The sequence below is a fragment of the Mycolicibacterium holsaticum DSM 44478 = JCM 12374 genome (genome assembly GCF_019645835.1).
Lineage (GTDB): Bacteria > Actinomycetota > Actinomycetes > Mycobacteriales > Mycobacteriaceae > Mycobacterium > Mycobacterium holsaticum.
Window position 1 is genome coordinate 5,584,090 of record NZ_CP080998.1, and the last position, 12,257, is coordinate 5,596,346.

General features: G+C 67.0%; 16 protein-coding genes and 1 tRNA gene. 7 read left to right on the forward strand and 10 right to left on the reverse strand.

The window, feature by feature from the left end:
* Positions 1-54: 54 nt before the first annotated feature.
* From K3U96_RS26595 to K3U96_RS26610, 4 genes are read left to right on the forward strand one after another with little or no spacing between them, the layout of a single operon-like run.
* On the forward strand, positions 55-471 hold the full coding sequence (locus tag K3U96_RS26595; RefSeq protein ID WP_220691643.1) for an EVE domain-containing protein: 417 nt from the start codon (positions 55-57) through the stop codon (positions 469-471).
* A 16-nt stretch (positions 472-487) separates the two neighbouring features.
* The gene (locus tag K3U96_RS26600; protein ID WP_220691644.1) at positions 488-1,453 is read left to right on the forward strand and encodes a pirin family protein; all 966 of its coding nucleotides are present in this window, start codon (positions 488-490) and stop codon (positions 1,451-1,453) included.
* Positions 1,454-1,461: 8 nt separating this feature from the next.
* Positions 1,462-1,794 carry a GNAT family N-acetyltransferase gene (locus tag K3U96_RS26605; RefSeq protein WP_220691645.1) on the forward strand — a complete coding sequence of 111 codons (333 nt, stop codon included), beginning with the start codon at positions 1,462-1,464 and terminating at the stop codon, positions 1,792-1,794.
* Between the two features lie 27 nt (positions 1,795-1,821).
* Positions 1,822-2,625, forward strand: a complete 804-nt coding sequence (locus K3U96_RS26610) for a thioesterase family protein (protein ID WP_220691646.1) — start codon at positions 1,822-1,824, stop codon at positions 2,623-2,625.
* Between the two features lie 60 nt (positions 2,626-2,685).
* On the opposite strand, the gene K3U96_RS26615 is transcribed toward K3U96_RS26610, so the two are convergent.
* The 8 genes from K3U96_RS26615 to K3U96_RS26650 all read right to left on the reverse strand — a co-directional run bounded on the left by K3U96_RS26615 (position 2,686) and on the right by K3U96_RS26650 (position 8,367).
* On the reverse strand, positions 2,686-3,648 hold the full coding sequence (locus tag K3U96_RS26615) for a ferritin-like domain-containing protein (RefSeq protein ID WP_220691647.1): 963 nt from the start codon (positions 3,646-3,648) through the stop codon (positions 2,686-2,688).
* A 124-nt stretch (positions 3,649-3,772) separates the two neighbouring features.
* A complete protein-coding gene (locus tag K3U96_RS26620) occupies positions 3,773-4,252 on the reverse strand; it encodes a nitroreductase family deazaflavin-dependent oxidoreductase (protein ID WP_220691648.1) in 480 nt (159 codons plus the stop codon).
* Between the two features lie 4 nt (positions 4,253-4,256).
* On the reverse strand, positions 4,257-4,757 hold the full coding sequence (locus K3U96_RS26625; RefSeq protein ID WP_220691649.1) for a pyridoxamine 5'-phosphate oxidase family protein: 501 nt from the start codon (positions 4,755-4,757) through the stop codon (positions 4,257-4,259).
* A 64-nt stretch (positions 4,758-4,821) separates the two neighbouring features.
* Positions 4,822-6,003: a DUF7373 family lipoprotein gene (locus K3U96_RS26630; RefSeq protein ID WP_220691650.1), complete on the reverse strand. Its 1,182-nt coding sequence runs from the start codon at positions 6,001-6,003 to the stop codon at positions 4,822-4,824.
* 10 nt (positions 6,004-6,013) lie between these two features.
* Positions 6,014-6,292: a cytochrome C oxidase subunit IV family protein gene (locus K3U96_RS26635; RefSeq protein ID WP_220691651.1), complete on the reverse strand. Its 279-nt coding sequence runs from the start codon at positions 6,290-6,292 to the stop codon at positions 6,014-6,016.
* Positions 6,293-6,296: 4 nt separating this feature from the next.
* Positions 6,297-6,905, reverse strand: coding sequence for a cytochrome c oxidase subunit 3 (locus tag K3U96_RS26640; protein WP_220691652.1), 609 nt, complete (start codon positions 6,903-6,905; stop codon positions 6,297-6,299).
* Entirely contained in the window at positions 6,902-7,666 is a 765-nt protein-coding gene (locus tag K3U96_RS26645; RefSeq protein ID WP_220691653.1) for a hypothetical protein, read from the reverse strand. Before K3U96_RS26645 ends, K3U96_RS26640 begins: the two co-directional genes overlap by 4 nt.
* On the reverse strand, positions 7,663-8,367 hold the full coding sequence (locus K3U96_RS26650; RefSeq protein ID WP_205871101.1) for a hypothetical protein: 705 nt from the start codon (positions 8,365-8,367) through the stop codon (positions 7,663-7,665). The genes K3U96_RS26645 and K3U96_RS26650 overlap by 4 nt, the downstream gene beginning before the upstream one ends.
* Before the next feature lie 258 nt (positions 8,368-8,625).
* On the opposite strand from K3U96_RS26650, the gene K3U96_RS26655 reads away from it, so the two are divergent.
* Positions 8,626-9,228 carry a TetR/AcrR family transcriptional regulator gene (locus K3U96_RS26655; RefSeq protein ID WP_220691654.1) on the forward strand — a complete coding sequence of 201 codons (603 nt, stop codon included), beginning with the start codon at positions 8,626-8,628 and terminating at the stop codon, positions 9,226-9,228.
* 197 nt (positions 9,229-9,425) lie between these two features.
* Positions 9,426-9,845, forward strand: a complete 420-nt coding sequence (locus tag K3U96_RS26660) for a pyridoxamine 5'-phosphate oxidase family protein (RefSeq protein WP_220691655.1) — start codon at positions 9,426-9,428, stop codon at positions 9,843-9,845.
* 3 nt (positions 9,846-9,848) lie between these two features.
* Here the strand turns inward: K3U96_RS26660 and K3U96_RS26665 are convergent, their stop codons facing one another.
* Positions 9,849-10,472: a universal stress protein gene (locus K3U96_RS26665; RefSeq protein WP_220691656.1), complete on the reverse strand. Its 624-nt coding sequence runs from the start codon at positions 10,470-10,472 to the stop codon at positions 9,849-9,851.
* 220 nt (positions 10,473-10,692) lie between these two features.
* Here K3U96_RS26665 and K3U96_RS26670 point away from each other — a divergent pair, with 220 nt between their 5' ends.
* Complete coding sequence (locus K3U96_RS26670; RefSeq protein WP_220691657.1) at positions 10,693-11,700, forward strand: zinc-dependent alcohol dehydrogenase family protein; 1,008 nt, start codon at positions 10,693-10,695, stop codon at positions 11,698-11,700.
* A gap of 271 nt (positions 11,701-11,971) precedes the next feature.
* On the opposite strand, the gene K3U96_RS26675 is transcribed toward K3U96_RS26670, so the two are convergent.
* Positions 11,972-12,054, reverse strand: a tRNA-Leu gene (locus K3U96_RS26675).
* Positions 12,055-12,257 lie beyond the last annotated feature (203 nt).

A 12,257-nucleotide genomic window follows, 5' to 3' on the forward strand; every position in this document is an offset into this window, starting at 1 on the left:
AGGCCGTCCGCGGGCGGGGCTTTCCTGTCGGGACCGCGCCCTAGCGTGCAAAACATGACGAACTGGATCAACACCGTCAGCCGCGACCACGTCGAACGTGCGGTGCGTGGCCGCTTCACCCAGGCCAATCACGGCAAGCCGCACATGTTGCGCAAGATGGCCCGTGGCGACTGGATCGTGTTCTATTCGCCCAAGACCGGCTATCCCGAGGGCGACCCGCTGCAGGCGTTCACCGCCATCGGGCAGGTCGCCGACGACGCGCCGTATCAGGACGAGGCCTCGCCGGAGGGCCCGTGGCGGCGCAACGTCGATTTTCTGGAGTGCGCGGAGACGCCGATCCGCCCGCTGCTCGAGGACCTCGGCTTCATCGAGAACAAGAGCCGGTGGGGCTACAAGTTCCGCTTCGGGGTGTTCAAGATCGACGATGACGATCTGGAGATGATTCGTTCGGCGATGACGGGCGGCGGGTGACGCTACTGTTGGGCCGGTGAGCAACACCGACCCGGCGCCTGCCGAAGTCGCCTGTGTCGCATCGCCGTTCGCCGGTGTGCTCCATCCGCGTGAGGTACCGCTCGGCGGGCCGCGCGCGATCCGGGTGCGACGCACGCTGCCGCAGCGGGAACGCTCGCTGATCGGGGCGTGGTGCTTCGCCGACCACTACGGCCCGCAGGATGTGCGCGACGGACCGGGGATGGACGTACCGCCGCACCCGCACACCGGGTTGCAGACCGTCAGCTGGCTGTTCAGCGGTGAGGTCGAACATCGCGACAGCGCCGGGGTGCACGCGATGGTGCGTCCCGGTGAACTGAACCTGATGACTGCCGGCGCGGGCATCTGCCACTCCGAGGTGTCGACGTCGGCCACCACGGTGTTGCACGGTGTCCAGCTGTGGGTGGCGCTGCCGGACTCCGACCGAGACACCGGCCGCGACTTCGCGCATTTCGTGCCGACGCCGCGGGCCGTCGGCGGCGCGACGCTGCGGGTCTTTCTCGGTGAGCTCGGCAGTGCGCGCTCACCGGTGCACACCTTCACTCCGCTGCTCGGCGCGCAGGTCGACCTCGAACCGCGCTGCGCTGTGACGCTCGACGTCGACCCCGCCTTCGAACACGGGGTGCTGCTGGACCAGGGCGACGTGACGGTCAGCGACGCCGCGCTCGACGTGGCGGACCTGGCGTTTGCGGCCGTCGGCAGCACCGAGCTGACGCTGACGAACCGCGGGGATCACCCCGCCCGCGTGGTCGTCCTCGGCGGGCCGCCGTTTCCCGAAGAGCTGGTGATGTGGTGGAACTTCGTCGGCCGCAGCCACGACGAGATCGCGACCTACCGCGCGCAGTGGCAAGACCACGACGACCGGTTCGGCGCGGTGCACGGCTACCAAGGCAGGGTCTCGCGGCTGCCCGCTCCCGCGCTGCCGAACGCCACCTTGCGTCCGCGACGCAATCCGGGGGTATAGATAGCTCCATGACCACCGACAAGACCGGCGCACCCACCGAGGTCGTCAAACAATCCGACCGCTTCGACATCCGGGTGGACGGACAAACCGCCGGCTTCACCGAGATCGCCGACCGCGACGGCCAGCGGGTCTTCCCGCACACCGAGGTCGACGACGCGTTCCAGGGCCGTGGCCTGGCCACGATCCTCATCGGCGAGGCGCTGCAGCAGACCCGCGACGCCGGGCTGCGGATCGTGCCGGTGTGCGAGATGGTGGCCGCCTACATCGACAAGCACCCGGAATACGCCGACGTCGCCGACCCGGTGTCCCCCGACATCGAACGCTGGCTGGCGGATCGGTAACCGCCCGGGCCCGCTATCGTCGTCGCGGTGACGACCGCGTTTTTCACCCGCGACGGAAATGCGTTCGTACCCGGCCCACTCGCGCAGGGCCCCTGGGGACAGACGATCAGCGGGAACTACGTCGGCGGCCTGCTCGGCCATGTGCTCGAACGCGACGCGGGCGAACCCGACTTCCAGCCCACCCGGTTGACCGTCGACCTGTTCCGGCCCGCCGCGCTGGCGCCGGTGAGCGTCCGGACCACCGTGGTCCGTGCGGGCCGCCGGCTGAAGCTAGTCGACGCCTTGATGCAACAGGACGACAAGGTCGTCGCCCGGGGCACCGCACTGTTCCTTCGCCGCGGTGAACAACCCGCCGACGAGATCTGGACCTCCCCCGTCACGATGCCCGAGCCGCCGCCGACACCGGATCCCATCCCGCCCGGGTTGTCGACCCTGGTGTGGACCTACGGCAGACACGAGCGCGAACCGGGTCCCGGCGAAGGCCTGTCGAACTGGCAGCACTCCGGGCCCAAGCACATCTGGGTGCGCGATTTCCGTCCGCTGGTCACCGGCGAAGAGCTCACCCCGTTCACCCGCGCGGCGATGGCCGGGGACATGGTCAGCTCGTTGACGCACTTCGGGCCGAGCGGTCTGCAGTGGATCAACGCCGACTACACGCTGACGCTGGCCCGCCTGCCGAAGGGTCCGTACCTGGGGCTGGCGGCGCTGACGCACTACAGCGACGCGGGCGTGGCCACCGGCAGCGCAACGCTGGTCGACGAGCACGGCCCGATCGGCAGCGGCGTGGCCAACGCGCTGTCCAACCCCGGCTTCGCCCCGCCGCGGATGTGAGCCGGTTTGCGCACAAGAAACACCCCGCGGGATCTCCGCGGGGTGTTCCGTTGAGGCGGGTCAGCTGAGGCCGACGACCTCCTGCGCGATGGCGGCCAGGCGCGTCTGCGCCGCCGACACCACCCGCTGACGGTTCTTGTGCATCTCCTCGTAGGCGATGATCGTGCGGATGTCGCTCGGATCGTCGAGTTCCTTGACCTCGGCCACCGCGTCGGTCTGGTTGAGCTCGTCGTAGCCCTCGATCGGCAGCTCGTCGGCGTCGACGACACCGCCCTCGGCGCGCGCCTTGTGCAGCCGGTCGGCCGCCTCGTCGGCGCCCTCGCGACGGACCACGTCCTCGGCCCGCTTCAGCGCGCCGTCACGCGAGGCGCCGAGCGCCTTCAGGGTGATCTCGCTGGCACGCTGGGCGCGCTGGCGCAGATCCTCGACGGCCGGGCCGGCGGAGCGCACCAGCTCGGCGACCCGCTCGACCGACTGCGCCGACCACTGGCCGGGCAGGTTCACCAGCTTCACCGCGGTGCCCGCGGCGGCCTGCATCGGGGTGCGCTGCAGCGCGGCCGGTCCACCGAGCGCGTCTTCAGCCAACACCGTGGTCAACCAGTTCACCGTCGCCGAGTGCGCGGTGATCAGCCGGTCGGCCAACCCCTGGATGTCGGGATGCTTGGCCGAGACCGCCAGCGCCTTGATGTAGCGTGCGCGGTCCAGCAGCTGATCCTCCAGCGCCAGGTCGCCGAGCAGCGCCTCGTCGAACGGCTGCGCCTGCTCGGTCAGCGCCTTCACCGCCGCGGCGGCGCGGCCCAGAAACGGGCCGACGGTATCGGGGAAACCGCCCAGGTCGCGGATCGCCTTCTCGATCCCCTCGGCGCGGATGCGGCCGTTCTCGGCGTTCTCGGTGAGCTCACGGCGCACGGCCTCGGTCCTGGCCTGCGCGACGCGGGTCTCGGCGACCTGGATCTCGGTGTGGGTCAGGTCCAGCATCGTGCGTAACTGCCGGAGCAAGGTGGTTTCAGTAGCGGTAGTCATTGATTTCGGCCCCTTATGCGTTGACGAAAATTGGTCGGCGCTGGGGTGCACCTGACTGTTGGCTACCCGGTGGTGTGGGGCAGCCGAACGCGGGGCGGGTGTGAGATGGGTCGCAATACCGCGATCAGCGCGGCTGCAGGATGATCACCGGGATCTCGCGATCGGCCCAGGCCTGATAGGTGTCGAAGTCCGCGTACGCCTCGACCAGCTTCGGCCACAGCCGCGCCCGCTGCTCGGGCGTCGCGGTCACTGCGCGCACCGCTCGGCGCTGCGAACCGATCTCGATGTGGGCGTCGGGGTTGGCGACCAGGTTGCGGTACCACTGCGGATCGGTGTCGCGCCCGCCCTGGGAGGCCACGACGATCACGTCGTCACCGTCGTTGATGAACACCAGCGGCGACACCAACTGCCTGCCGGACTTGCGGCCGGTGTGTTCGAGCAGCAGCGTCGGCACCGGCTTCGTGAACCCCGCGCCGACCCGCCAGTTGGCGCCGATCTTTCCGCCGGTGCGGCGATACACCCACACGTGCGCCTTGCCCGCGTATTTCATCACGGTGGTGACGAACGGCGAGTTCAGCTGCTTGGGTTTGTTGTTGGGATCCATGAAATCAACCTAGGTACTGTGCGGTGGTGCCGCCGAGCGGCATCTCGGGCATGCCGAGCTTGCGGTGGTCCCAGCTGCGGGTGCGGCTGGGCACCACCCGCACGCAGATACGGTTGCGCATCATCTGATCGACGAAGGGACGCATCTCCTCCGAGTAGGGCCCCGTGTAGCGCTCCCATACGCTGATGCCCACGCGCAGATTGGTGTCCGGGTCGTCGACGATCTCGGCCCGGCCCTCGATCGAGACGCCGCGCAGGGTGTCGTAGGTGTGGCCGTCCTCGATCATCACGGTCACCGTCGGGTTGCGACGCAGGTTGACGGCCTTCTGTGATTTGGCCTTGGTCTCGAACCAGATCTCCCCGTCGAGCACGCCGTACCACATGGCGACCAGGTGCGGCCGTCCGTCGGGCATCAGCGTGGCGAGGGTGGCGGTTCTACTGCGCTCGAGGTATTCGGCGATCTCGTCGTCGGACATGACGATCTTCGCGCGTTCGTTCTTGCCCACGACACAGATACTTTCAGGTCGACGCGGCGGGGACGGTCACCGGGATGCCCTCGCGCGCGCCGCGTCAGCTCAACAGCATGACGTACTGCGCCGCCGTCAACTGCTGGGCGTCGAGCAGGTTGGGCCCGGCGGCCTCGATTGCATAGTGGTCTGCGGTGGCCAGGCAGTAGAAGCTGCGGTCCTCGAGCTGCATGCAGCGGCTGTCGGGCATGTTGCGCACCGGGTTGGCCGGCTTGGCCTTCGGCGACACCTCGTCGTAGAACTCGTCGACGACGGACTTGGCGCCCGCGGCGTCTTTCGCCTCGTAGACGCTGGCCTTGGCCATCGCCACCAGGTCGGTGCCGGTGTCGTCGAACAGCTTCGCCGAGCGGGTGGGATCGCTCTGGAAATGCAGCGCGCCCCGTCGCTCGTAGGTGGTGTCCTTGGTCAACATCGGATCGGGGGTCTGCAGCGGAATCACCCGCGCCAGCAAGCCGGTCGGATCGATGCTGATGTCGGCGAACTCGGAGGGGTCGGTGGCACGGAAGCGGTCGATCTCGGGGCCCTGCAGGTCCAGTGTCTTGGCGACCAGCTCACCGGCCTGATCGGCGCTATCGGCCGATTGCGCGAGCTGCATCAGCACGTACGGGCCATGGGCGACGAACGAGCGCACCGCGTACCGTTTGCCGGCCTGGCGATCGATCGCGGTGTAGGTGTTGGCCTTGGCGTCGGAATGTCCGGGGATGGTCACCGTCTGCGCCGGTCCGTCGGCGCCCTGCTGCTGCATCGCCGACTCGCCGAGGGCTGTTGCCGCGGCGGTCGCCGCTTCGTCGTCGGGGAACCGCAGGACCGCGTTCAACAACAGCTTCTCGTCCTTTTCGGTGCGGGCCGTCGCGAACCCGTTGATGAAGTTGTGCCGGCCCGCCACCACGCCGAGCTCGCCGGGACCGATCAGCGCGAGTGCCTGGGCCTTGGGCAGCACCATGGCGCCGAACCCGAACCAGTCCGTCAGCGCCGGGTCCACCTCCCACGGCCCGATGACGTGGTTGGCCATGCGCTGCGCTTCGATGACCATGCCGCGCAGCGGGTCCCCCGCCACGCCGAGCGGCTTACTGGGTTCGGTCGGGTACGCGCCGACGTCGAGCCGATCGAAGTCGAGTGCGCCCTGCGCGCCCGTCGCCTTCATCGGGGTTCCGGCGACCACCGAACTGCACCCCGCCGACAGCATCGCGATTGCAAACAGGACTACAAGAAGTGGCTGGCGCATCAATGGCAACCTACAGCGCAGCGAAGTAGAAACCCAGCAGCAGCCCGAAGACCACGACCAACCATCCGTTCGTGGTGACCTTGAGCCAGGCGGGCGCCTGGCGCACCTCCATGAAATGCCATATCACCAACTGGGTCTTGACCGCCGCGATCAGCAGGACGACGACGGTGACCGTGGCGTTGATGTGGTGTGCCTGGCCGCCGTCCCGGGCAGTCAGCCACGACGCCACCGTCACCGCGGTGAGCACCGCCCACACGACGGTCAGCGGATGGCGAAGATAGGCCGTCACAGGATCACCTCATCAGGTAGAGCAGCGCGAACAGCACGAGCCATAACAGGTCGACCATGTGCCAGTACGTTGCACCGGTCTCCACCAGCGACATTCGGGGTGCGGCTGGGCCTTGAAGGCTGCGCGCGACGAAGTACAGGATCACCAGCCCGAGGAACACATGGCACAGGTGCATGCCCGTCATCACGTAGTAGAACATGAAGAACAGGTTGGTTCCCGGCGTCAAACCGGCGGTGATCTCCGGGATGTACTCGAACGCCTTGAGCACCGGGAAGGCCGCGCCGCCGGCCAGCGCGAGACAGAACAGCCGGTAGGCATCGGTGGCCTTGCCGGCGCGGGCCGCCGACGTGCCGAGCGCGACGAACAGCGAACTGGTCAGCAGCACAACGGTATTGACCGCACCGATGTTGTAGTTCAGCTTCGCCTGGCTGGCCAGGAACAGCTCCTGGTGCTGACCGCGGTAGTACATGTAGACCACGAAGTACACGCCGAAGATGATCAGGTCGCCGATGACGAAGAACCACATGCTCGACTCACCGGGAAGATGGCTGCGCACCAGCGATTTTCGCGACCCGAGTCCGCTCGGGCTCGGGACCGTGGTGACCTCGGTCATGCGATCGCCCCCGCGTCGGCGGCCGGTTCGATCCGGGCGTTGTCGAGCTCGTGCTCGGGCTGGTCTCTGATCGCCCGGTAGATGCAGAAATACACGATCATCTGCCACGGCACATACAGCGCCATCGCGAACCAGAACGTCATCAACCCGTTCCAGGCGAACGGGCCGGACTTGGCGATCCAGACCGGTGCGGCCATCAGCTCGGTCACGTACTGCCAGACGGTGTAGTAGCCAAGCCATTTCGGCAGGATGTTGTTCTGGTCGAGGATAATGGCCAGACCGAAGGCCATCCACATGATGCAGAAGCATCCCAGCGAACCGATGAAGGCCAGGTAGCCGAAGTCGTAGAGCATCGCCAGGATCGCCGGATCGTAGCCGGGACGAAACGCGCCCAGCCCGAAGCAGAACATCGCGAAGAGCATCCCGACGATGGTGCCCGTCATCGAGCCCATCAGCACGCTGTAGCGCAGCACCGGGCTGACCGACATGCGCCGGATCTGGTTGAGATAACTGGCGTTGGCTACCGGCGCCAGTCCGAACACCAATATCAGGATGGCGCAGGCGATCAGCAGGTTCGGCGACTGCATGAACGCGACCATGTCGGCTTGGGAAGCGCTCGGCGACCGCGGCGGCATCATCCAGCTCAGCGGGACGAAGACCAACCCGAACAGGCTGAAGAACACCGGCACCGACCAGAACGCGATCCACTGATCCAGCTTCTTTGACCGGCGCCACCCGGCGGACGCGGCGCTCGTGGTCATACGAGCGCCTCCTGCTCCTCACCCTGGCGGTTGACCACACCGACGAGGACCACGAACATCACGACGATGTAGCACGCAAACACACTGAGGCGCAGGTGAAATGACAGCACGCCGTCCCACGCCAGCGGCCCGGACTTGTGCAGGATCGAGAATGCGCTCGGCACCAGCAGCGCCGCGGCGGCGATGTTGAAGTGCGCCACCCAGCGCGGGAAGACCGGATCGGGCCGGTCGTCCAGGTAGATGCTGAGGGCCAGGCAGAGGTTCTGCACGACGATGGTGCCGACCGGCGCGATGAAGAAGAACCACGCCATGTCGTTGAGCAGGCTGATCAACTGCGGGTCGCGCTCGGGTCGAAACGCCGCCATCCCCCAGCAGTAGTCGGCCAGGATGAACGCGGTGAGGCCCACGCCGACGCAGAGAATATAGGCGTAGGTGAAGACGTTGCTCGACGTGCCGATGCGCGACATCTGCACGGCGGTGACGGCGAACAGCGGCACCAGTGAGCACGCGATGAGATTGCACAGGATCGCCACCCCGAGGATGCCCGTGGTGTTCTCGGCGAAGAACGCGGCCACCTGCTCGGGGGTCAAGGTCGGCGACAGCGGCGCCGAGAACACCGGAAACATGAAGTAGGCAAGCACGAACAGCGCCGCTGCCGGCGGCACCGTCCACAACAGGATGCGCTGGCCCCTGGTGTTCATCGCAGATGTCGTCATCGCTGGTCCGCCTGTCTGGATGTGCTGGCACCTCGGTCGGCCGGTTGCGTCGGCACCGTCATAGGTCTAGCACGGTCGCTGACAGATGACAACGAAAGGCGCGGCCAGGCTCGTGTCCACACTGTCGGCATAGGCGGATGGACTGGGGGTTATGCGCCGTGATTCGCGGTGTTGTCGCATGGCCGTCAGTGCAGTTTCAGTGACAATGGTCAGCGGATCGGTTTTGTACGGCACAATGGGCGCGTGCAGGACAGTGCGACCCGGCGGGAAACTCAGCGCGAAAACACCCGCGCGCGGCTACTGGACGCCGCCATCGTGGAGTTCCAGCGGGCCGGCGCCCAGTCGGCCGACATCAACGCCATCGTCAAGGCGGCCGGGGTGGCGCGCAGTACCTTCTACTTCCACTTTCCGACCAAGGAGCACGTGCTGCTCGAGTTGATCCGGCGAGACGAGACGCAACTCGCCAACGAACTGGGCCCGTTCCTCGACACCCGCCCGAACCTGCCCGCCGTGTTGAAGACGATCGTCGAGTTGATACTGGACCTGGAAAGCCGTTGGGGCACATCGCTGTTCCGCGACGTCATCGGCCTCTACTTCTCACCGACCCTGCCGGAGCGAGAACAGTGGACCAACCACCCGATATTCGTGCTGCTCGCCGCGGAGATCGAACGCGCACGCATCCGCGGCGAGCTCTACGACGACGTCGACGCCTACCACAGCGCGGCGTTCTTCTTCCTCGGCGTCTACGCCCTGCTGACCACCGTCGGAGAATTCCGATCCGAACGCGACCTTGCACTGGAGAAGTTCGTCAAGAGCACGCTGCGCAGCCTGCAACCAGGGACGTAGCTACTCGGCGACAGCGGTGTCGAAACCTGTTTCGGCCAGAACATCCATGGCGATCCACGGAATCATCCACACTTTCGCGTGTTCTAACGAGGTATGAACACTGAAACGTTCCTGGTTCTTGGCACGAGGGGAAAGAGCGGCCGCACCGTCGCCGCGCGATTGCGGCTCCGCGGCCGGCAGGCGGGAGTGTGGTCGCGGTGAGCGCACACTTCACCGCCGAGGATCGAGAGCTACTCGAGCGGCCGCTGCACGGGTTCTTCACCGTGGCTGCCGGGCCGACGCCGCCGCAACCCAGACCGGTCTGGTTCGAGGTGACCCGCGACGGCGCACTCCAATTGTTCACCGCGCCAGACACTCCCAAGGTGCGGCAGCTGGAGCGTGACGGCCGGGCATCGCTGGTCGTCGCCGCGCCGGTGGGCGAGCGTGAGCGTTGGGTGTCGGCCACCGGACCGACCACGATGGAACGCGACGGGGCGCGCGAACTGGTGGAACGGCTGGGGGCTCGTTACTGGGACACGACGGATCCGGTGCGCGCCAACGAACTCGCCGCGATGCTCGCCGAAGACTGGGTGCGCATCGTCATCCATCCGGAGAAGGTCAGCCGCGCGGCGATCTGACCGTCACCGCTTCTTGGTCGAGTCCACGACGAGCACCGGCACCGGGGAATGCTCGAGCAGGTAGGAGGAGACGCTGCCGATCAGCGCGCGGGTGAGGCCCCGGCCGCGGCGGCCGACGACAACGACGTCGGCGTCGAGCTGTCTGGCGAAGTGGGCCAACGCTTCTGCGGGGGCACCGACGAGCACTTCGTGCCGTGGCGGGGTGGCTGCCGGTTCGACGTCGGCTGCGATGGAGGTCAGTCGTTCCTTGGCCGAGGTGATACCCGTTCGTTCGGGATCCTCTGCCGCCTCGTACGGGACGACCTCGGCGAGAACGAACTCACCTGTGCCGGCGAACAAACGCGTCGCCGCGTCGAGCGCCGCGGCCGCTTGAGCTGATCCGTCTAAGCCCACGAGGATTCGTGGCGCGGTGGGCGCCGACCGCTCACTTGGGTCACTGGGAGAGGCGCGGCGCGGCCCGCCGCGATCCGCGAGTTCCAACGCGATCGGCACGAAGATCGGGCCGAGCATCAGGGCGATCGGAATCCAGCGGAGGTCGTGGCCCCGTCGAGCCAGCCAAATTCCGGTGATCGCACCGGTGAGGAGCCAAACCACCAGGAACGCGGTGGTGAGACGGAATGTGTCCATAGCTGTTGCGCTCCCAGTGCAGCCTTCCGGTCCAAACCAACTCGCTGCGACCCCTCACGGTGTCACAGCGCTGTCGCCGATGGAGCACCGTGCGACGGTCGTGTCACTATCCTCGCGGATATTGGCATTGTCGCCGTTGGCGTGTGTATCGCGCCGCGACATTGCCAGCGAACCGCTCGTCCCGGCGCGTCGCACCCAGAACACGGTGAGGAACACCGCTATGACTGATCCGATGAAGGCCGTCGTGCTCACCCGTTTCGGAGGAGTCGATGCCTTCGAGGTGCGCGACGTCGCCGTACCGCAGGTCGAACCTCGCCAGGTGCGGGTGCGCGTCCACGCGACCGCCGTCAACCCGCTCGACTATCAGATCCGCCGCGGCGACTACGCGGATCAGGTTCCGCTGCCGGCGATCATCGGGCACGACATCTCCGGCGTGGTCGAGGAAGTCGGATCCCACGTGACCGAGTTCCGCGCCGGCGATGCGGTGTACTACACACCACGGATCTTCGGTGGTCCCGGTTCCTACGCCGAGCAGCACGTCGCCGACGTCGAGCTCGTCGGCCGGAAGCCGGAGAACCTCAGTCACCTGGAGGCGGCGAGCCTGACTCTCGTCGGCGGAACCGTCTGGGAGTCTCTGGTGACGCGCGCTCAGCTCACCGTCGCGGAGACCATCCTCATCCATGGCGGCGCGGGCGGTGTCGGCACGATCGCCATCCAGGTCGCGAAGGCGATCGGCGCGCGGGTGATCACTACCGCGAGAGCCGGCGACCATGAGTTTGTGCGCGCTCTCGGAGCGGACGCGGCCATCGACTACGCGTCGACCGATTACGTCGATGCCGTGGCCGAGCTGACGCGAGGCAAGGGCGTCGACGTCGTCTTCGACACGATCGGTGGTGATGCGCTCACCCGAAGCCCGCACACGCTAGCCGACTCCGGACGCGTCGTCAGCATCGTCGACCTCGCGGAGCCGCAGAACCTCATCGAGGCGTGGGGCAAGAACGCCGCCTATCACTTCGTCTTCACCCGACAGAACCGAGGGAAGCTGGACGCGCTCACCACGCTGGTCGAGCGTGGCCTCGTCAAGCCGGTCATCGGCGCGACTCTTCCGCTCGCTCGCATGGGCGAGGCTCACGAACTCCTGGAGAACAGGCGCTCGTATGCACTGCGCGGCAAGGTCGCGATCGATGTGGCGGGCGAAACTGTCGCGATTCGCCCTCGCATCTCGTAGCGAAACGCTTCAGTCACTCGGGCACTGACGGCGGTGGTCAGCTTCACCAGGAGAAGGTGGCCCGGCCCAAAGCACACCCCGCCGGACCCATCGCACACTCCCGCATCCGTCACGACACCGTCGACCAATTCGGCAAGCTCACCCTGCGCACGGCGGCCGACCGCAACTACTGGCGCAACCAACAGAAAAGCCCCGGCCGACGGCCGGGGCGATCTGCATCCGATGACTCGACTCACGTGTAACCCATGACCCGAACTCACCACAGTGTGTGTGGGCGAAGGGGGACTTGAACCCCCACGTCCCGAAGGACACTGGCACCTGAAGCCAGCGCGTCTGCCATTCCGCCACTCGCCCCAACAACCGGGGGAGCCTATCACGCAAGCCCCACGGCCCCTCAACCGTACCGATGCCCCGCAGGGGCCGCCAACCTGCACCGACAGCTTTTCGCTCAGGCCGCTGAGCTGCCTGAATTCAATTCTCACAATTCTGTTGGTCCCGCAGGCCTGCGCTGGGCCGATACCATGCAACTGAGCGATGTGGCCAGCGACACGCTGGTG

Excerpts from the sequence above, each read along its gene's own strand:
- K3U96_RS26595 (WP_220691643.1), top strand. The coding sequence starts at position 55 with ATGACGAACTGGATCAACACCGTCAGCCGCGACCACGTCGAACGTGCG.
- K3U96_RS26605 (WP_220691645.1), top strand. The coding sequence starts at position 1,462 with ATGACCACCGACAAGACCGGCGCACCCACCGAGGTCGTCAAACAATCC.
- K3U96_RS26615 (WP_220691647.1), bottom strand. The coding sequence starts at position 3,648 with ATGACTACCGCTACTGAAACCACCTTGCTCCGGCAGTTACGCACGATG.
- K3U96_RS26620 (WP_220691648.1), bottom strand. The coding sequence starts at position 4,252 with ATGGATCCCAACAACAAACCCAAGCAGCTGAACTCGCCGTTCGTCACC.
- K3U96_RS26630 (WP_220691650.1), bottom strand. The coding sequence starts at position 6,003 with ATGCGCCAGCCACTTCTTGTAGTCCTGTTTGCAATCGCGATGCTGTCG.
- K3U96_RS26640 (WP_220691652.1), bottom strand. The coding sequence starts at position 6,905 with ATGACCGAGGTCACCACGGTCCCGAGCCCGAGCGGACTCGGGTCGCGA.
- K3U96_RS26645 (WP_220691653.1), bottom strand. The coding sequence starts at position 7,666 with ATGACCACGAGCGCCGCGTCCGCCGGGTGGCGCCGGTCAAAGAAGCTG.
- K3U96_RS26650 (WP_205871101.1), bottom strand. The coding sequence starts at position 8,367 with ATGAACACCAGGGGCCAGCGCATCCTGTTGTGGACGGTGCCGCCGGCA.
- K3U96_RS26665 (WP_220691656.1), bottom strand. The coding sequence starts at position 10,472 with ATGGACACATTCCGTCTCACCACCGCGTTCCTGGTGGTTTGGCTCCTC.
- K3U96_RS26670 (WP_220691657.1), top strand. The coding sequence starts at position 10,693 with ATGACTGATCCGATGAAGGCCGTCGTGCTCACCCGTTTCGGAGGAGTC.